General features: G+C 59.3%; 18 protein-coding genes and 1 pseudogene. 4 read left to right on the top strand and 15 right to left on the bottom strand.

The window, feature by feature from the left end; all coding sequences use genetic code 11:
• The 8 genes from FHT79_RS29270 to FHT79_RS29235 all read right to left on the bottom strand — a co-directional run bounded on the left by FHT79_RS29270 (position 1) and on the right by FHT79_RS29235 (position 7,086).
• Complete coding sequence (locus FHT79_RS29270; RefSeq protein WP_028757338.1) at positions 1-1,095, bottom strand: glycosyltransferase family 4 protein; 1,095 nt, start codon at positions 1,093-1,095, stop codon at positions 1-3.
• A gap of 87 nt (positions 1,096-1,182) precedes the next feature.
• Complete coding sequence (locus FHT79_RS29265) at positions 1,183-1,602, bottom strand: hypothetical protein (RefSeq protein ID WP_028756278.1); 420 nt, start codon at positions 1,600-1,602, stop codon at positions 1,183-1,185.
• 50 nt (positions 1,603-1,652) lie between these two features.
• Positions 1,653-1,898, bottom strand: a complete 246-nt coding sequence (locus FHT79_RS29260; protein WP_028757337.1) for a hypothetical protein — start codon at positions 1,896-1,898, stop codon at positions 1,653-1,655.
• A gap of 54 nt (positions 1,899-1,952) precedes the next feature.
• Complete coding sequence (groL, locus tag FHT79_RS29255) at positions 1,953-3,581, bottom strand: chaperonin GroEL (RefSeq protein ID WP_183904605.1); 1,629 nt, start codon at positions 3,579-3,581, stop codon at positions 1,953-1,955.
• Positions 3,582-3,638: 57 nt separating this feature from the next.
• The gene (gene groES / locus FHT79_RS29250) at positions 3,639-3,953 is read right to left on the bottom strand and encodes a co-chaperone GroES (RefSeq protein ID WP_028757336.1); all 315 of its coding nucleotides are present in this window, start codon (positions 3,951-3,953) and stop codon (positions 3,639-3,641) included.
• 831 nt (positions 3,954-4,784) lie between these two features.
• Positions 4,785-5,510 carry an MFS transporter gene (locus FHT79_RS29245; RefSeq protein WP_281414622.1) on the bottom strand — a complete coding sequence of 242 codons (726 nt, stop codon included), beginning with the start codon at positions 5,508-5,510 and terminating at the stop codon, positions 4,785-4,787.
• The gene (locus FHT79_RS32450; protein WP_183904603.1) at positions 5,494-5,994 is read right to left on the bottom strand and encodes an MFS transporter; all 501 of its coding nucleotides are present in this window, start codon (positions 5,992-5,994) and stop codon (positions 5,494-5,496) included. The genes FHT79_RS29245 and FHT79_RS32450 overlap by 17 nt, the downstream gene beginning before the upstream one ends.
• Before the next feature lie 66 nt (positions 5,995-6,060).
• Positions 6,061-7,086: an HWE histidine kinase domain-containing protein gene (locus FHT79_RS29235; RefSeq protein WP_028755970.1), complete on the bottom strand. Its 1,026-nt coding sequence runs from the start codon at positions 7,084-7,086 to the stop codon at positions 6,061-6,063.
• 191 nt (positions 7,087-7,277) lie between these two features.
• Here FHT79_RS29235 and FHT79_RS29230 point away from each other — a divergent pair, with 191 nt between their 5' ends.
• Positions 7,278-7,589 (top strand): DUF982 domain-containing protein, encoded by a 312-nt coding sequence (locus FHT79_RS29230; protein WP_028757698.1) that lies wholly within the window; start codon positions 7,278-7,280, stop codon positions 7,587-7,589.
• A gap of 153 nt (positions 7,590-7,742) precedes the next feature.
• Here the strand turns inward: FHT79_RS29230 and FHT79_RS29225 are convergent.
• Both FHT79_RS29225 and FHT79_RS29220 read right to left on the bottom strand, forming a co-directional pair.
• A pseudogene (locus tag FHT79_RS29225) lies at positions 7,743-7,941 on the bottom strand (cold-shock protein).
• Positions 7,942-8,111: 170 nt separating this feature from the next.
• On the bottom strand, positions 8,112-9,050 hold the full coding sequence (locus FHT79_RS29220; protein ID WP_183904602.1) for an EamA family transporter: 939 nt from the start codon (positions 9,048-9,050) through the stop codon (positions 8,112-8,114).
• Positions 9,051-9,140: 90 nt separating this feature from the next.
• On the opposite strand from FHT79_RS29220, the gene FHT79_RS29215 reads away from it, so the two are divergent.
• A complete protein-coding gene (locus tag FHT79_RS29215; protein WP_028755980.1) occupies positions 9,141-9,758 on the top strand; it encodes an ABATE domain-containing protein in 618 nt (205 codons plus the stop codon).
• Positions 9,759-9,928: 170 nt separating this feature from the next.
• Here the strand turns inward: FHT79_RS29215 and FHT79_RS29210 are convergent, their stop codons facing one another.
• The 3 genes from FHT79_RS29210 to FHT79_RS29200 form a co-directional block, all read right to left on the bottom strand.
• Positions 9,929-10,189: a hypothetical protein gene (locus FHT79_RS29210; RefSeq protein WP_244604757.1), complete on the bottom strand. Its 261-nt coding sequence runs from the start codon at positions 10,187-10,189 to the stop codon at positions 9,929-9,931.
• 421 nt (positions 10,190-10,610) lie between these two features.
• Entirely contained in the window at positions 10,611-11,210 is a 600-nt protein-coding gene (locus tag FHT79_RS29205) for a general stress protein (protein ID WP_028755979.1), read from the bottom strand.
• Between the two features lie 16 nt (positions 11,211-11,226).
• Positions 11,227-11,544: a PepSY domain-containing protein gene (locus FHT79_RS29200; RefSeq protein ID WP_028755978.1), complete on the bottom strand. Its 318-nt coding sequence runs from the start codon at positions 11,542-11,544 to the stop codon at positions 11,227-11,229.
• A gap of 742 nt (positions 11,545-12,286) precedes the next feature.
• Between FHT79_RS29200 and FHT79_RS29195 the strand changes: the two genes are divergently transcribed.
• A complete protein-coding gene (locus FHT79_RS29195) occupies positions 12,287-12,691 on the top strand; it encodes a response regulator (RefSeq protein ID WP_049810872.1) in 405 nt (134 codons plus the stop codon).
• Between the two features lie 89 nt (positions 12,692-12,780).
• Here the strand turns inward: FHT79_RS29195 and FHT79_RS29190 are convergent, their stop codons facing one another.
• Positions 12,781-13,008, bottom strand: coding sequence for a hypothetical protein (locus FHT79_RS29190; RefSeq protein WP_028755977.1), 228 nt, complete (start codon positions 13,006-13,008; stop codon positions 12,781-12,783).
• Positions 13,009-13,258: 250 nt separating this feature from the next.
• Between FHT79_RS29190 and ligD (FHT79_RS29185) the strand changes: the two genes are divergently transcribed.
• Positions 13,259-15,904: a DNA ligase D gene (gene ligD / locus FHT79_RS29185; protein WP_097596306.1), complete on the top strand. Its 2,646-nt coding sequence runs from the start codon at positions 13,259-13,261 to the stop codon at positions 15,902-15,904.
• Positions 15,905-16,013: 109 nt separating this feature from the next.
• On the opposite strand, the gene ligD (FHT79_RS29180) is transcribed toward ligD (FHT79_RS29185), so the two are convergent.
• Positions 16,014-17,060 carry a non-homologous end-joining DNA ligase gene (gene ligD, locus FHT79_RS29180; protein WP_028755975.1) on the bottom strand — a complete coding sequence of 349 codons (1,047 nt, stop codon included), beginning with the start codon at positions 17,058-17,060 and terminating at the stop codon, positions 16,014-16,016.
• Positions 17,061-17,062 lie beyond the last annotated feature (2 nt).

The raw sequence follows: 17,062 nt of genomic DNA, 5'->3' as shown, positions 1-17,062 counted from the left end.
TCAGACGACGAGCTGCAAGTCGAGCGGCTGCCCGTTCGACCGGCGAACTGGAGCGACTTTGGAACGGACGCCGGGTAGGCTACGGTAGAGGTCGAGGTAGTCGTACGCCATCCTTTCCGCGGTAAAGCGCTTCTCGAACGTGGCCCGCACCTTGTGGCGATCCATCCGAAGCGCCCATTCGACGTTCTCGGCCGCGTCGGTGACGCTGTCGACCAGAATTCCGGACACGCCGTTGTCGATCACCTCCGGCACCGAGCCGCAGCCGAAGGCGACGACCGGAGTGCCGCAGGCCATTGCCTCGATCATCACCAGTCCGAACGGCTCCGGCCAATCGATCGGGAAAAGCAAGGCTCCTGCATTTCCAAGGAAGGTTGCTTTCTGATGCTCATCGATCTCGCCGATGAACTCGACATTGGAATGACGTTTCATCATCGGCTCGATGACCGTTTCCCAGTAGGCCATGTCGGCATTGTCGATCTTGGCGGCGATCTTCAGCTGCATGCCGACTTTTGCCGCGATCTCTATTGCACGATCGGGTCGCTTTTCCGGCGAAATGCGGCCGAGAAACGCAAGGTAATCGCCCTTTGGCTTTTCCGTGAAAGGCAGCAGACCGGTGGGCAGACCGTGGTAAACCGTTCCCGCCCAATGGACCGGTGGCATAGGCCTACGTTGGTCATTGGAGATCGAAACGACCGGAACATCTGCGAAGGTCTGGTAGAAGGGCTTGAGATCCGGCAGATCCAGACGGCCGTGCAAGGTTGTCAGCGTGCGGTCGGCAAAATTTCGGATCAGCGGGAAATGCAACAGATCGATATGGAAATGCAGGACATCAAACTCATGCGCGCGGCAGCGAATTTCCTCCAGCATCACAATCTGATGCGGCAGTTGGTCCTTGACCGCCGGGTTAAGCCGCAGCGCAACGTCCGCGCAGGATACGAGCCGGGCGTCGATGACGGAGTCGCCGCTGGCAAAAAGCGTGACGTCGTGGCCCTGCGAGACAAGTTCTTCGGTGAGATAGGATACAATCCGCTCCGTTCCCCCATAGAGCTTCGGCGGAACGCTTTCGGGGAGCGGCGCGATCTGAGCGATCTTCATCGGCAAAACCTCCTCAGTTGAGCAAAGAGTCGTCGGTAAAAATCTTCTCCGCGTCCGAAACAGGCACGCGGCGGTCAGGGGGAGCGGTTAGATCTCGAATGGTTGTCTGAGTCCTCGTTTCCAGTAGCTACACAGACCGAAGCCGCCGGATCGGTGCGACAGCGATCTACGGCGGCGGCTTTGGCTGTCATTGACGGAAGCCGTCTGCTTTTGCGCTGATGTGTTTTGATCGTCACCATCGAGAGCCTTCAAGGTCGCAAGAACCTCATCATAGGAGACAATCCGTTCTGTCCCGGGATAGCGTCGCCAGGCTGGCATGGATTCGATTGCACATACGTCGGACGCCCAAGAGGCCAGAATAGCCCGCTTCTCGTCCTTGCTGATATTGTCCGCCAACAGCACGTGGCGGGGATGATCGAAATGCATGGCCGGGTGCAACAGATGCGCGGCGCTTATTGTTGCTGCGGCATGCTTGGCTGCAGAATTGCTATCAGTTTCCTTTCTCATGTTCTGACTCCACGGATATAGGACCAATGGACGTTGTCGACTCTCCCATGTCACGCGGCCTGGGTGGGTTGCTTTTCGAACAGTCCGCGCGCGGCCCGAACCATGGTCTTCAGGTGTTCGGGATTGCGAACGCCCTGCCGATAAAGCTCCACGACGATTGCCGCGATGCGTTCAGCTTCTTCAGAATTGCGAGGCAAGTCCGCCACAGTTCTGAGGTCATCGAAGACGTGTCGGCAGACTTCGAGGTCACGGGAATCAAGCGGCGCTTGCGACTTCTTGACGATCGTTTGAACCATTTGTTCCTCCATTGCTGGAGGCCCGCCCTTCAAGAGCAGGGCGGGCCGGCGGCCTTAGAAATCCATGCCGGCACCGGCGGGGATCGCCGGAGCGGCTTCCTTCTTGGGCTTTTCAGCGATCATAGCCTCCGTCGTCACCAGCAGGCCGGCAACCGAAGCAGCATCCTGGAGCGCGGTGCGCACGACCTTGGCCGGATCGATGACGCCTTGCGAATAAAGGTCGCCATATTCGCCGGTCTGGGCGTTCCAGCCGTAGGAGAAGTCGGTTTTCTCGCGCAGCTTGCCGACGATGATCGAACCTTCGGCGCCGGCGTTCTCGGCGATCTGACGGACCGGAGCCTCGATCGCCCGGCGAACGATCTCGATGCCGACCTTCTGGTCCTGGTTGGCGGCATCAAGATTGTCGAGGGCCTTGACGGCACGCAACAGCGCAACGCCACCGCCCGGCAGGATGCCTTCCTCGACGGCCGCACGGGTTGCATGCAGTGCATCGTCGACGCGGTCCTTCTTCTCCTTCACTTCGACTTCGGTCGATCCGCCGACGCGGATGACGGCAACGCCGCCGGCGAGCTTTGCCAGGCGCTCCTGGAGCTTCTCGCGGTCGTAATCGGAGGTCGTCTCCTCGATCTGGGCCTTGATCTGCGCGACGCGGCCATCGATTTCCGCTTTGGAGCCGACGCCATCGATAATGGTGGTGTTCTCCTTCTCGATCGCCACCTTCTTGGCCCGGCCGAGCATGTTGAGGGTGACATTCTCGAGCTTGATGCCGAGGTCTTCGGAGATGACAGTGCCGCCCGTCAGGATGGCGATGTCTTCCAGCATGGCCTTGCGGCGGTCGCCGAAGCCCGGAGCCTTGACGGCTGCAATCTTCAGGCCGCCACGCAGCTTGTTGACCACGAGGGTCGCAAGTGCTTCGCCTTCGACGTCTTCAGCGATGATGACCAGCGGCTTGCCGGACTGGACGACGGCTTCGAGAACCGGAAGCATGGATTGCAGGTTCGAGAGCTTCTTCTCGTGAATGAGGATATAGGGATCCTCGAACTCCACGCGCATCTTGTCGGCGTTGGTCACGAAGTAAGGCGACAGGTAGCCACGATCGAACTGCATGCCTTCGACGACTTCGAGTTCGGTTTCGGCGGTCTTGGCTTCCTCGACGGTGATGACCCCTTCATTGCCGACCTTCTCCATCGCTTCGGCGAGATAGCGGCCGATCTCGGAATCGCCATTCGCGGAGATGGTGCCGACCTGGGCGATCTCGGAATTGCTGGTGATCTTGCGAGCGTTGGTCTTCAGTTCCTTGACGACGGCGTCGACGGCGATGTCGATACCGCGCTTCAGGTCCATTGGATTCATGCCGGACGCAACGGCTTTCGCACCTTCCTTGACGATTGCCTGAGCAAGCACGGTTGCGGTCGTGGTTCCGTCGCCGGCGAGATCGTTGGTCTTCGATGCCACTTCACGCAGCATCTGGGCACCCATGTTCTCGAACTTGTCTTCCAGTTCGATTTCCTTGGCGACCGAAACGCCGTCCTTGGTGATGCGCGGCGCGCCGAACGACTTGTCGATCACAACGTTGCGGCCCTTCGGGCCGAGGGTCACCTTCACTGCGTTGGCAAGCACATCGACCCCACGCAGCATGCGTTCACGAGCATCGGTGTTAAATTTAACGTCTTTTGCAGCCATTTCTCTAACTCCTCTAATAGGCAGCTATTTGACTGATAGATTGGTGGGGTGGACGGCTCAGGCGGCCTGCTTCTGCTCTGCCGGGGCTTCGATGACGCCCATGACATCGCTTTCTTTCATGATCAACAGGTCCTCGCCGTTGATCTTGATCTCTGTGCCGGACCATTTGCCGAACAGGATGCGATCGCCAGCCTTGACGTCAAGCACCTGGATCTGGCCGGCATCGTTGCGCGCGCCGGGGCCGACGGCGATGACCTCGCCTTCCTGAGGTTTTTCCTTGGCGGTATCGGGAATGATGATTCCGCCTTTGGTTTTCTCTTCAGACTCAACCCGGCGGACAAGAATGCGATCATGAAGCGGTCGGAACGACATGTTTTCCCTCCGATGGACAAACAATGATGACGTTGTTCCCCCGCCCGGACCGGATGACTAGTCCGGGCGGGTGCAAAACCTCACTCGAGCGTTTTGCGCAAAATGATCTGGTTTGTCGGTTTTTTGATTTCAAGAGGTCAAAACAAAAAAATTAGCACTCTTCATCGCCGGCTGCTAACACACTGGAAAAACACAACAACAACGCCTCCGGTATTCAAAAATCGGTGATGACCGCAAAATTTACAGAACCCTGCAGGCTGTCGCGAAACCGAGATGAATCGGCATGATTGGCCTATGGCGACAGATCTTTTCGCTTCCCGGCGATAGAGCGGTCACGAGCCACGGCGTGGGGCATGTTGCGTCTGCTGACCGACAATACGAATAGTGTCGGCAAGCATTAGGATCGGGGAAGACGCCGATCAACGGCACCCCAAGCGTTCAGTGGAAGGTGGGCCCGCCAATTCGGCCCGAGAACACAGCTAAGATCAACGATTGACGAGCATTTTGACTGGTCGACAAGGCAAGATCAGAAGTGGCCATGCACCAGGTTAACACTGGGAGCTGATCCCCACCAAATATACGCAAAAATCGCCCCGCGGAGACGCGGGGCGCAATGGTGAGCGGACATGGAAAGGCGGACGTTAGCGAAAAATCGCAATCACATCCGCGCTCAAAACGCGACGCTCCAGAAAAAGTTCCAGCAGTGACTAAGTAATTTGAACTGAAATAAATTCCGCGCGACAGAGGGGCACGACCTGCCTTTGACGCTGGCTATGCTCGGATCGGCCGCAAATTGGCGCTCGACAGATCCACCTTTCGCTCGGCGACCGGTTAACGTTGGTTTGCGATGCTCCGCCAGGCTGGCCTCGCCAAATACGCTGTCAGGCCGATGGCGAGACAGCCTGCGGTACTGAACAAGATGATCTCAAACGTGGCGGAGGGTCCACCGGCACTTTGGGCGATCCATCCAAATACAGCCGAAGAGATCGCAACTCCGAAAAACACAAGGGTGTTGAGAAAGCCCAACAAAAGGCCTCGGTGCTTGGAAGGTGCAAGTTCCTGCGCTTCGGCCATAACCAGGGGATGGAGGTTGCCGATTGAATAAAGCAGGCAGATCAGAGCGACGGCGGCGACAATACTGGAGCCGGGTGAAACGGCCATGGCGAAAGCGGCGATCGTCCCCGCGGCCATCCCAGCCGTCACGATGCTTCGCGGTGACACTTTGGATACGAGCGCGGGAATAGCAAAGGACGTCCCTATGCCGACGGCGCTCACGATCGTCAGCGCGAAACCTGAGACACGCTGATCCGCGGAGAACACCCCGGACAGGTAAGGGGTCGCCCAAGCATTGCGAAAAGTCCCTCCGAGCGACAGGGTTAGGCATATTGGCAAGAGGTAGACTAAGCCCGCTGGCCTGCTCTCAGTCGCCTCTTCCGATTGTCCTTCTTGTGGCGTTGGTGCCATTTGAAAGGCGACGCCAACCGCGCAAAGCGCCATCGCTGACGCTGCAACAAGCATCGCCCCGCGCCACCCGAGGACTTCAGAAAGCCAAACCATAGGCGACGCCGATAGAAGGGCGCCGATGGTGCCAACAGCGCTGACGGCGGTGATCTTTCTCCGCGCGGCCACCCCGTCGCCAAGACTTCCGAACTGATAGACCACTCCCATGAAGATCGGCGCGCCCCGCGCCCAGGACCGCCTGACCGGCAACAAGCTGTCCGGCCGTTCGTGCCATGGCGACCAACGCGGCCCCCATGGCGCCGACGATCATTAAAACAGTCATAGGCGTTCCTGCGCCGAAGCGGTCGAAGGCTGAGCCCAGTGGCATCTGCAGCAGCCCGAACGAAATGAAGAAGGCCGACGCCGCGTATCCATAGCGGCTGGGGTCGAGATCGATGTCGGCAGCGACCATCGGACCGACCACGCCGAAATAGCTGCGAAAGAACATGCTCATCAGAAAGGCAAGAGCGAGGACGAAGAACTGCTTCCTGTTGTTGTGCATCAAGCGTCCGCCGTTTGCGAGATCCAGAAGCAATGTCAATCGGTGCGAATGGTTCCGAACCGACGACGCCAAGCGCCCCTAACTCTTGCAGATCGTTCTCTCGAATTATTCCTCAGCGTCGGAATACGTTTTGAATTGCAGTTTCAGAAGCGATGCGTCCACCGACAGGACGAAACCTGTCGGCGCGTAGCCAACAGTGACATCGCCGAAGGCGGAGAGACTGGAGTTGATGAGTCGAAAGCCGAACCCCTTCTTATCCGGCGCTTCTACCGCAGGGCCACCGACCTCCCGCCAACGGAAGTCTAGGCGCTTGTCACCCGCCTCGTCGCGTACAGACCAATCGATTTCGACTATCCCGGTCTCTCCCGATAGCGCACCATACTTGTTGGCGTTGGTGACAAGTTCGTGCAGCACGAGGGAGAAGCAAAGAGCCGCCTGAGGACCCAATTCAACAGCAGGACCGCTTGCTTTGAACCGTTCCGACGTCTCTAGTCCGAGATTGATAGCCGTCGCCTCGACAATCGCCGTCAGGGTAGCGCCCAGCCAATTCCGCTGTAGCAAAATTTCGTGCGCTTTGGCATATGCATTGATCCGTGCCGAGATCGCCTGTTCCGCATCCTCTATAGAGCTCGCGTTTCGGAAGGATTGGCTGGTGATAGCCTGAATGACGGTGAGCGTATTCTTCATCCGGTGCGAGAGCTCGTGCATCAGAACGCGCTGTCGTTCCTCGTTCTCTCTCTGCTCTGTCTGATCTCTGAGAATCTTCACGAAGCCCTCGACTTCGCCGTCATCCGTCGTCAATGCCATCATCTGACCCGACGCCCAAAACAACGAGCCGTCCTTGCGAACGTGCCAGCGCTCGTCATTGCCATGACCTTCGGTCAAAGCGGCGGTCATTTCCCGTTGAAGAACCCCCGCCTGCCGGTCTTCCTCGGTGAAAATCACGGCCGCAGGCCGGCCGACCATCTCGGCCTCATCCCATCCGAGGATCCGTCGCGCGCCCTCATTCCAGGTGGTCACCAGCCCATCCAGATCTGTCGAGATGATCGCATATTCGATCGCACTTTGGAGAATGGCTTCGAGAAAGCGCTCTCGGGAGCGACTGGAGTTGGAAAAGAGTTTCATGATCATATGATGGCCCGATCCTTCCCAGGGCCCGCAAGAAAAAGGGCCTCATCCTGTTTCTAGGACGCCGCCTGACATTGGGGACGGCGCTGGCGTTTGCAATGGGCTACTCGACGGTTCTGACGGTCCTTGAATGATCGGCTATCCCTAACAATATCATTTCGACAGGACCATTGGTGGCATGAAAGGAGGAAAAAATGCCGCAGAACGATGTTCCATGGACCCAGCCGGTAAGAATCCGGCTGCAGTGCGGTTTGGAGCGCAGTTTCACAGGCGCATACGACGCCTTGGACTTTCTCGAAAACGAATGGCCGTTGCGTCACGGAGAGCGCCACGAGCGAGCAGTCAAGACGTGCCGTGGCGCCCTCAACGACACCACCGCCGGCATTATCGCGCGGGAGGCCTTCGTGGCCGCCTGCTTGGAAGCCGGCATGCCGTCCGTTCTTGTTCCTTGGAAGAGAAAGCCGACCGCGCATCCGGCTCGGCCTGCGCGCCTTGCTATCATCTAGGGGTATCAGTGACGACCTCGCCTCATCGGAGGCGAGGTCCGGCATAGCGCCTTCCCCGGCCGCGCTATCTTCGGCACGGTCGCGCCGGTCTATGACGACATCGTGGTGCTGGGCTCGCCTGTCTAAGCAGCCTGGCAAATCTACGACAGCCGATCAGAAGACCGAAACGTTCTCAGCCTTCGACTTTCCGGTCTTGCGGTCCTCCGACCTCGAAGCTGACCTTATCGCCTTCGCGCAGCGAACGGCCGCGTTGCAAGGCAGAGACGTGAACAAACACATCCTGTCCGCCGCCCTCAGGCGTGATGAAGCCGAAGCCCTTGTCGCAGCGCTCAGCCGGCACGTTTCCGAGCACATCCGGCCGATGCGCCTCCAGCTCGCGGAGGATGCGAACGATAAGGGCTCCACTATCCGCCCTGCCTCAAGAACAGGCGCCTGTTTGCCCCTGCTGGATTTTCGTTATCAGTGTCGTTGCCATCTCTGGTCTCCAACATTTGATACAACTGGAACTCAGTTCGATCTGATTCAGCTTTCGAGAGCGGCATGTTCGGTCGCCGGCGCTCCTGACATGGCGAGACAGGCGCCACTCAGCATTACGATGATGCCGATCACATCCATCACTGTTATCCGCTCCGCGAAGACAGCAGCGCCGAGGGCGACAGCGATGACCGGCGAAACGAAGGCATAGCTACCGGCGCGGGATGCGCCGATATCCCGCAGCAAGCGCATGAAGGTCGTGTAGCCGATTAGCGAGCCAAAGATCACAAGGAAGAACCAGCCAAGCCAGGCAATCATGCCCCAGTCGCCGGAGAGGGCGGAAACTGCCCCCGGTTCGAAAGCCAGGGCTACCATCAGCAGCACGAAGCCTCCGAACGAGGTCGTCACACCTGAAACGAACAAGGCCGGATAGAATCGGAGAAGTGGACGGGCCAACACCGAGCCGTAACCATAGGTGAAGGCCGCTGATGCAACCGCCAATCCCCCCCATAGGCTCGCGCCTGGGAAGGCTTCAGGCAGACTTACATAGGCGGAAGCCGGCCAGAACAGGACGACCAGTCCACAGACCCCCAGAGCGATCGCGAAGATCCGCCGGCCATCCAATGTCTCTTCGCCTAGCAGGAGAGCAAATACCAGGAGCGCGATCGGAGTGAGCGACATTTCCAGAACGGCGGCAGTCCCGGAATTGATATACTGCATGCCCCAGAACAATGGGCCGTAGCAGAGCGTAATCATCAGCATACTGGCGGCGGTAAAGCGAATGCCATCTCTCACCTTCAGCCCCGCTATGTTGCCATTCGCCCAAGCGTAGAGAAGAAGCAACATGCCGGCAGCGGTGAACCGCGTGCCGGCGAACACGAGCGGCGGCACGGCTTGGATGCCGGCCTTGGTTCCGATCCAGGTGCTTCCCCAGATTATGCATAACATCAGAAAGCGCAGATGATTTTTGTTGGCACCGCTGGGCATCGGGGCTCCGATCCGTGTAACGTGTAAAAATCATTTAGACCGTTACAACTCGCCCTTGCCCAAATCGTTCCCGGAAACGATATTCAAATTATGAACACGCTAAAGACGATCCATGACATCAGCCTTCTCGGCGGTCATCCAGCGCTCGACTTCGTCAACACGGTCGATAGTCGCGGTGAACGTTGGGGCCCGGATTTCCTGAATAGCTACGATGACCTCGTGGCCTGGGCCCGTCGTCTCGATCTGATCGACGACAAAGAACGCGATACCTTACTAGCTAAGGCCGGCGGGTCGCCGTCCGACGCGAAAAAGGAACTCGGAGAAGCTAAGGAGTTGCGGGAGGCTCTTAGCCGCCTGTTTCTGTCCGAATATGATGCAAGCCCGATCAGCCGGGACGATCTCGACCTCGTTGCCGGCATGGCCCGGCGTGCGCAACTGCAGCAATCACTGAGCTGCGTTGGAGGCAGGATCCAGTGGCGTCCGGCGGATGCCAAAGATTTGGATGCAATCAGTACTCGTATCGCCCAGTCAGCCGCCGAACTGCTGACGTCGCGACACGCACGCCGTCCTGTACGTGCGTGTCAAGGTCCAAATTGCGGCTGGCTCTTTCTGGATCAATCTCGTGGCGGCCTCAGACGATGGTGCTCGGACAAAACCTGCGGATCGCATGCTAGAGTGCGCAGGTTTCGGGCTATCCAAGCCAGTTGATCACCCAGGCTGACCGGCCAAATTCGTCTTCGTCTTCGTCTTCGTTAGCGCAAACGCGAAAGTGGGTTACATGCACCCGCTGACGGCGAAGATCGCCGCGGTATCCTAACCGTGGGCTCGTCAGGGCTTGAGCATCACAAGCTGCTCCCCGCTTCCAGCGTCCCAGATCGTCAGGTCGACGACAAAGTCCCCCTCTTCGCTATCAGGTCGAGCAAGGCTGCGGCCAGCCGTCCCGCGCAGATCGGGTTGGTCGCAAGGTCGAGTGTCTCATTGCTGGTCAGCGCCAACCGAAACGAAAGGTCACTGTCTTCTAGAGGAGAAAATGCAGTGACGCTGTCAGATTCAAGATACGCGTCCGCTTCACCATCGGCATAAGGCCGGCGACGTTCGAAGGCTCGATGAAATTCACTCTTTTGTTCGGCGGAGAGCATTGTGATCCATTCCTCTATCGCGATTATCGGCCAGGCGCCGCTCCGTCGTTGTCGACGGAAAAACACAAGCCCATGGCAAACACAAGCCAATGTCCGTCACGGGCAGTGGAAACGCCGTCTCTTCAAAACAAGCTCGCCGCGGCAGCTCTGAGGTCAGAGCAACGTGCTATGATTCAAAATTCAGGAGATCGCACGTTATCGGCGTTGCTGCTCCAAGGCGAAGCACGCGGAAGCAGCTCTTCGCGATTTCATTGCCAGCCATGGCATACCACCGCGGCCATCGATCCCCGCGGCGGAAACGCCATCTCATCAAGCGACGTGTGGCTTTTGCCGCTATCGCAAGATGGTGCTCGATAGGGGAGACGCCAGCTGCACTTCAACCCTCCTTGCGCAGCGCGAGGAGGGTTGAACTCGAAGCCGGTTAGATGGCGGTCCGCCGGTACCGGTCGCGCTCTTGCGCAATCTGTTCAGGGGCATATGGATCGAGCGTATCGTCAAACCGGGTCCATCCCTGCTCGTTATAGGCACGCCGACGTTCAACCGGGTCGACCCAGTTCGAACCCTGGAGAATGGCCTGCGCCTCGGAAGCGCGGGCGTCGTCGACCCGGGCCGTAACCAAGCTGCCACCACGGCGGACGCCTTCGGCATAAAGGTGGGCATCATCTTCCGAGACGCCGGAGTCGGTGAGGGCGCCGATTAGGCCACCAGCGGCACCACCAGCGACGGCGCCGGCAACAGCCCCGGCCGCAGTCGCGGCAAGCCAGCCTGCGGCAACCACCGGTCCGACACCGGGAATGGCCATCAGGCCCAGTCCGGTGAGCAGGCCGCCAGCGCCTCCGAGGGCAGCGCCAATGCCGGCACCGGTCGCGGCATCCTCTCCAACGTCGGAGTCGCGATCGATGCGGCCGGCCTTGTTGGAGACGATGCTGATGTCGGTTGAGGGAACGCCTGCCGCTTCCAATTTGGTGACGGCGGAGCGAGCGTCAGAGTAGTCATCGAAAAGTCCGGTTACAGTTCTCATCATGCTTCTCCTTGGGTTACTTGGCGACGATGTTGCCTTGATAATCGAGGGCTATGGAGACGGCTTTGCCATCCTTCATGCCAGAGGCCATCCAGATCCCCTTGTCGTCGAGCTTGAGATCCTTGACGTCGGTGTAGCCGGCTTCCGCAATGCGATCCTTCGCCTGAGCTTCGGTAAAGCTGTTGGCACCCTCAACGGGCGCAGTCGGATTTTTGGTATCCGGGGTTGCAACTGCTGGTGTATTTCCATCCGGAGATGGAGCCGGCGGTGTTTGGGCGAAAGTTGCGACGACAGAGGCGCCAAAAATTGCCGCTGCCAACATGATCTTCTTCATATGGTGTTTCCTCCGTTTGCGGATCAGGCAGATCCATGCTCTCAAAACCGCCAGAGAAGATTTTTGTTCCTCGCCGCCGCAGGGAAGTATGCAATTGATTTTTTTAAATATACGGCGACGAGACCCCGAAATAATACTATCCCTCCCGGTGCCGCGGCAAAACGAGCGGACAATGAGGCGTGGAGCGAGCGACCTCCAATGAGCAATTCAAAAGCCTCACATAGGCGATGGGACTTTTAACTCCTAAAGTTGTGCTTTCCTTTGCACAGGAGATTAAGGCGAGACATTTTTTACCGGCCCAAAGAGTCTCGGCCCGGCCGAACCGCTGCCGATTTATTCGCCGAGGTCGCGGCGTGCCAACCGGACGTTACGGAGATGGTGAACGCACCGGTTTTTTCCGAATTCTCGGTGCGCGAGCGCCGTCAAACGCGGGGCCAAGCTCTCTACCCCGAGCAGCGGGCAATAAAAAAGGCCGGGGCGAAATCGCACCGACCTTTCCAACATCGCTCTTCACACCAGTGCCAGTACATCCGTGGTCAAAAGCAGATAAGCGACTTCGGCAGTCGCGAACACTCGCGTGGAGCACTCACCAGCAACGCCGAAGATCCGTAGATAGCTTCGGGTTATGTTCAATTCAAGTCCCCCGGCAAAACGGGCGCATAAACCTGCCAACCATCAAATGGACGTCCGGGAACCAAATTGAAATGCGGAGGTTCGCGGTTATGATTCACGGTAATACGGCATGACGCATCCTCACGGAAGGCATGCAGTGCTCGTCGTCGAAGACGAGCCCCTGCTGATGATGATGGCGGTGGACGTTGTCGAAGCGGTCGGACTGGAAGCGCTCGAGGCGACGAACGCGGATGATGCGGTCCTCATCCTGGAACGCAGGAGCGATATCGCCATCGTCCTGACCGAGGTCGAGGTGCCGGGTACGATGGATGGCTTGGCGCTGGCCGCCTTGGTCCGCGAAAGATGGCCCCTGATCGAGATCGTCGTCGTGTCGGGGAGGGTGACGATCGGCAGGGAGGGCCTGCCCGAGCGTGGGGTGTTCTTCTCCAAACCATATGATGCCGACGAGCTCGCTTACACGCTTCGACGGCTGGCGACTTACCAGGTTTGCATCCCACGCGCCGAGCGAATTTAATGCACCGAGTTTCCGCAAGGCCGAGCGCGGCGAAGCCAATCATCCTGTTCCGGTGATCCTCCGAAGGGAAAACTTGTCGGATTGGTGGTTCACTCGGCGGCATGACGGAGGGGGTATCCGTCTGCGAGCTCTGCCGAAGCGATGATCTCGAAGTCCGCGGGCATGGCGTGCTGATCGGTTCCCACGAGCGCCAGCGTCCAGTAAGCAGGATCCTCCCCGAAAACCGTGGAGACCTGAACGATCGTTATTCGTCCGTCGAAGTGCTTCGAGGACTTCGCCCAGTAAAACGCATCCGGAACCAAACTTGCTGCAACCATGACGCCAACTCCCATGACAAGTGAACGATAGCAGAAATCCTGGAAATGAGAATGCCTCAGCTTGTCGAGGTCGTCATCGGGTGGATAACGGTCACCCGTGGGCTGGCCGGCTTCCCTTTGGCGTCTATGAAGCATCCAGGATGGCCAGGCCGCTGAACTAGCCCTCGCCCTAAGGTGCGTTGAGGCAACGCCACGGAACTTCCAGCCACCTGCTGACATTTCATTGTCGGACCGCTTTTTGGGAACGACCATGGCCACGGACAAACTATCGACCTATCGGTCGAAGCGCGATTTTCAGAAAACCGCCGAACCGAGCGGTGAAAAGCGCCTCGCGCGCAGCAATCGCCGTCGCTTCGTCATCCAGAAACATGATGCTACCCGCCTGCATTACGACCTCAGGCTCGAGCTCGATGGCGTCTTCAAGTCGTGGGCCGTCACGAAGGGGCCGTCCCTCGATCCGCATGACAAGCGGCTGGCCGTCGAGGTCGAAGACCACCCGCTCGACTATGGTGATTTCGAAGGCACCATTCCGAAAGGCCAGTATGGCGGCGGCACGGTCATGCTCTGGGATCGGGGCTATTGGGAACCGGAAGGCAAGATGAGCCCGGAGCAGGCCCTGGCGAAAGGCGATTTCAAGTTTACGCTGGAGGGCAAACGGCTGCACGGCAGCTTCGTGCTGGTGCGCATGCGCAACGATCGCGACCGCGGCAAGCGGACAAACTGGCTGCTGATCAAACACCACGACGAGTTCTCCGTCGACGAGAACGGCGCGGCCATACTTGAGGAAAACCAGACATCAGTTGCCTCCGGACGTACGATGGAGATGATTGCCACGGGAAGGGGACGAAAACCCAAGCCTTTCATGGTCGAGGGCGGCGACGTTCAGGCCGATGCCGTCTGGGACAGCAATCAGGGACTGGCGGCCGAAGAGCGAAAAGAGGATGACAGGGCCGGGCGAAAATCGAAGACGGTCACAACGGTCGATCTGCCTGATTTCATTGCGCCGCAGCTTTGCCAAACCGTGGAGCGCCCGCCCCCCGGCACCGGCTGGATTCACGAGATTAAGTTCGACGGCTATAGGATCCAGATGCGGGTGCTGGATGGCGAGACGACGCTGAAGACCAGGAAAGGACTCGACTGGACCGGCAAGTATCCCGAGATTGCCCAGGCAGCGTCGGCCCTGCCGGACGCCATCATCGATGGCGAGATCTGCGCACTCGATGAAAGCGGCGCGCCGGATTTTGCAGCCCTGCAGGCGGCTCTCTCGGAAGGCAGGACCGGCGAGCTCGTCTATTTCGCATTCGATCTTCTCTATGAGGGTGGCGAAGATTTGCGATCCTTGCCACTCGTCGAGCGTAAGGAGCGGCTTCAAAGCCTTCTGTCCGACGCCGGCAGCGATCCGCGCATCCGTTTCGTCGAGCATTTCGAAACGGGCGGTGATGCGGTCCTTCGGTCTGCCTGCAAACTGTCACTGGAAGGCATCGTCTCGAAACAGGCGGATGCACCCTATCAATCCGGCCGCACCGAAAGCTGGGCAAAGTCGAAATGCCGCGCTGGCCACGAAGTCGTGATCGGCGCCTATGCCAAGACCAACGGTAAATTCCGATCTCTGCTGGTCGGCGTCTACCGGGGCGACCACTTCGTTTATGTCGGCCGCGTCGGCACCGGATATGGTGCGAAGAAGGTGGAAACGCTGCTTCCGAAGCTGGAGGCGCTCGAGACGGTGAAATCGCCTTTCACCGGCATCGGCGCGCCGAAAAAGGAGGCCGAGGTCAAGTGGCTGAAGCCGGAGCTCGTGGCGGAAATTGAATTCGCAGGCTGGACGGCCGACGGTATTGTCCGGCAGGCGGCGTTCAAGGGGCTGCGCACAGACAAGCCGGCCAAGGAGGTCAAGGCCGAACGGCCGGCGAAACCCGCGCAGACGGACGTGCCGCAGCCGGCGGCGGAGACGAAGGCCAGGCCGGTCAGGCGAAAGGGCGCCAAGGCGGAGGTCATGGACGTGCTGATCTCCAACCCTGACAAGCCGCTGTGGCCGGATGCCAATGACGGCAAACCCGTCACCAAGGAGGAGCTGGCCCGTTACTACGAAGCGGTCGGTTCCTGGCTGATCGAGCACATCAAGGGACGTCCATGTTCCATCATCCGGACACCCGACGGGGTCGGCGGCGAGCAGTTCTTCCAGCGCCATGCTATGCCCGGCACCTCCAACCTGCTCGAACTGGTCAAAGTCTTCGGCGACAAAAAGCCCTATCTGCAGATCGACCGGGTCGAGGGTCTGGCTGCCGTCGCGCAGATCGGCGCCGTCGAACTGCATCCCTGGAATTGCGAGCCGCATAAGCCTGAGGTGCCGGGACGACTGGTCTTCGACCTCGATCCAGGTCCGGGTGTGCCCTTCTCCGAGGTCGTTTCCGCAGCCCGCGAAATGCGCGACCGTCTCGACGAACTGGGCCTGATAAGCTTCTGCAAGACAACCGGCGGCAAGGGCCTGCACGTCGTCACCCCGCTTGCCGTCGACAAGAGCGAGCCGCTTTCTTGGGCGCAAGCGAAGGGCTTCGCGCATGACGTCTGCCAACAGATGGCGCGCGACAATCCGCAACTCTATCTGATCAAGATGACGAAGAGCCTGAGGAACGGCCGCATCTTCCTCGACTATCTTCGCAACGACCGAATGGCAACCGCGGTGGCGCCGTTGTCGCCGCGGGCTCGACCGGGCGCCACTGTCTCGATGCCGTTGAGCTGGACGCAGGTCAAATCCGGCCTCGACCCCAAGCGCTTTACCATCCGCACTGTTCCGGCGCTTCTGTCGAAATCGTCGGCTTGGGAGGACTATTGCGACGGCCAGCGGCCGCTGGAGCAGGCGATGAAGCGCCTCGCAAAGGCCCGGGTGGCGGCTTGATTGAGAAGTAGTTCATCGCGGATCTGGCTCGAGGTGGTAGCCGGCATTGCTTTGCGAATTCGGGGCCGGCCAAGATCTGCAGAGGACGACCAGCTGGCCAGGCGTCGGATCATTCCGTCAAATCATACACTGCCGCGTTGTCCTGGATCTCCCGAAGCCCCTTGTACGATGCATGACGGAGGTTGCCGTCCCCAGTCCAGCCCCGAAACTCGATCTCAGCGATCAGCGTCGGCTGCACGAAGACGAAGCGCTTGCCCCTCAGCGGAACGACCGGCCGGTTCGTCTTCAACGGATCGAGCGTCTTTTTCAGGTGCTCGGCATCCTTCGCAGTGAATCCAGTCCCGACTGATCCCACAAAAGCCCAATCGAATCCCTTCCTACCGGCCAACAGCAAGCTGCCGATGCCGCCCCGCGCGACTGCCGACTGCTCGTAGCCAACGATCATGAAGCTTTCGCTCTGGACACACTTGATCTTCAGCCAGTCACCGGTCCGGCCGCTTCGGTAAGGTCGGTCACGATGCTTGGCGATGATCCCTTCCAGTTGATGATGGCAGGCGTGCTCGAGCAGGTCTTCGGCGGGCAGTTCTATCTCCTCGGAAAGACGGATCGCGCCGTCGCCGTCTTCCGGCACAAGGTCTTCAAGCAGGTGCCGGCGCACTGCAAGCTCGGTGCGGGTCAGATCATGCCCATCGAGATAGACCAGGTCGAACGCGAAAAGGCTGGACTCGGTCGATACCCGTTTGCCCCCCCGCCCGCCGAGCGAACGCTGCAGGGCGGCAAAATCAGATCGGCCCCGCTCGTCAAGAACGACCGCCTCACCATCGAGGATGGCAGTTGTTACCCCAAGGTCTTTTGCCGCAGCAGCGATGGTGGGGAAGCGGTGGGTCCAGTCATGGCCGCCGCGAGTGATGACCCGCACGCGCTTTGGCTCGATGTGGATTGCCAATCGATAACCGTCCCACTTCACCTCATAGAGCCAATCCGATCCGATAGGCACGGTCGGCTTGAGCAGCGCGAGACATGGCTCGACGCGTGACGGCATTGGATCGAAGGGTAGACTCGGCTGGTCGGGGTCGCGCTTGCGGATCGGACGAGACAGCAGCGTTAAGCGTGACTCGTCGAGCAACGGCAGGGAGGGGCGACGTGGACGCATCATGT

Origin of the sequence: Rhizobium sp. BK212 (assembly GCF_014197475.1) — a bacterium.
Taxonomy (GTDB): Bacteria; Pseudomonadota; Alphaproteobacteria; order Rhizobiales; family Rhizobiaceae; genus Rhizobium; species Rhizobium anhuiense.
The sequence above is the reverse complement of the archived record's forward strand: the minus strand, read 5'-3'. Positions and strand labels throughout refer to the sequence as shown.

Excerpts from the sequence above, each read along its gene's own strand:
- FHT79_RS29265 (WP_028756278.1), bottom strand. The coding sequence starts at position 1,602 with ATGAGAAAGGAAACTGATAGCAATTCTGCAGCCAAGCATGCCGCAGCA.
- FHT79_RS29190 (WP_028755977.1), bottom strand. The coding sequence starts at position 13,008 with ATGGTTGCAGCAAGTTTGGTTCCGGATGCGTTTTACTGGGCGAAGTCC.
- FHT79_RS29245 (WP_281414622.1), bottom strand. The coding sequence starts at position 5,510 with ATGGTTTGGCTTTCTGAAGTCCTCGGGTGGCGCGGGGCGATGCTTGTT.
- groES (WP_028757336.1), bottom strand. The coding sequence starts at position 3,953 with ATGTCGTTCCGACCGCTTCATGATCGCATTCTTGTCCGCCGGGTTGAG.
- FHT79_RS29195 (WP_049810872.1), top strand. The coding sequence starts at position 12,287 with ATGACGCATCCTCACGGAAGGCATGCAGTGCTCGTCGTCGAAGACGAG.
- FHT79_RS29200 (WP_028755978.1), bottom strand. The coding sequence starts at position 11,544 with ATGAAGAAGATCATGTTGGCAGCGGCAATTTTTGGCGCCTCTGTCGTC.
- FHT79_RS29220 (WP_183904602.1), bottom strand. The coding sequence starts at position 9,050 with ATGCCCAGCGGTGCCAACAAAAATCATCTGCGCTTTCTGATGTTATGC.
- FHT79_RS29235 (WP_028755970.1), bottom strand. The coding sequence starts at position 7,086 with ATGATCATGAAACTCTTTTCCAACTCCAGTCGCTCCCGAGAGCGCTTT.
- FHT79_RS29210 (WP_244604757.1), bottom strand. The coding sequence starts at position 10,189 with ATGCTCTCCGCCGAACAAAAGAGTGAATTTCATCGAGCCTTCGAACGT.
- ligD (WP_097596306.1), top strand. The coding sequence starts at position 13,259 with ATGGCCACGGACAAACTATCGACCTATCGGTCGAAGCGCGATTTTCAG.
- FHT79_RS29270 (WP_028757338.1), bottom strand. The coding sequence starts at position 1,095 with ATGAAGATCGCTCAGATCGCGCCGCTCCCCGAAAGCGTTCCGCCGAAG.
- FHT79_RS29260 (WP_028757337.1), bottom strand. The coding sequence starts at position 1,898 with ATGGTTCAAACGATCGTCAAGAAGTCGCAAGCGCCGCTTGATTCCCGT.
- FHT79_RS29215 (WP_028755980.1), top strand. The coding sequence starts at position 9,141 with ATGAACACGCTAAAGACGATCCATGACATCAGCCTTCTCGGCGGTCAT.
- groL (WP_183904605.1), bottom strand. The coding sequence starts at position 3,581 with ATGGCTGCAAAAGACGTTAAATTTAACACCGATGCTCGTGAACGCATG.
- FHT79_RS29205 (WP_028755979.1), bottom strand. The coding sequence starts at position 11,210 with ATGAGAACTGTAACCGGACTTTTCGATGACTACTCTGACGCTCGCTCC.
- ligD (WP_028755975.1), bottom strand. The coding sequence starts at position 17,060 with ATGATGCGTCCACGTCGCCCCTCCCTGCCGTTGCTCGACGAGTCACGC.
- FHT79_RS29230 (WP_028757698.1), top strand. The coding sequence starts at position 7,278 with ATGCCGCAGAACGATGTTCCATGGACCCAGCCGGTAAGAATCCGGCTG.